1 protein-coding gene is annotated in these 485 nt (G+C 61.6%); it reads right to left on the reverse strand.

Features of this window, described 5'->3' with window-relative positions; translation table 11 throughout:
• Positions 1-485: IS256 family transposase (locus tag AC1DMK_RS31145; RefSeq protein ID WP_477864057.1), on the reverse strand; the 485-nt coding region annotated here is incomplete at both ends.

The raw sequence follows: 485 nt of genomic DNA on the forward strand, positions 1-485 counted from the left end.
CGGCGCTTGATTTCGCCGTTGAGACGCTCGATTGGGTTCGTCGAATGCAGCTTTGCCCGGTGTTCTTTCGGAAAGGTCATATAGGCGAGTACGTCCTCTTCAGCATCGTCCATGATGGTGGCGAGCTTCGGCACTTTCGGTCTGATCTGATCGGCGACGCTGCGCCATTGAGCGCTTGCTGCCTCCGGGGTCTCCTGGGCAAAGGCCGTTGCGATGAAAGCGGATACGACCCGCCTGCCGCTCTTTCCGGCATGCGCCAGAACGTTCCTCATGAAGTGAACGCGGCACCTCTGCCAGGTGGCGCTGAGAACCTTGGTGACGGCAGCCTTGAGGCCTTCATGCGCATCGGAGACGACGAGCTTCACACCACGCAATCCGCGGCGTGTCAGCCTGCGCAGGAAGTCCGTCCAGATCGGCTCAGCTTCGGACGTGCCGACTTCCATACCCAGAACCTCACGCCGCCCGTCGCTGTTGACGCCGACGGC

The sequence above is a fragment of the Rhizobium sp. 05L419 genome, assembly GCF_056397845.1.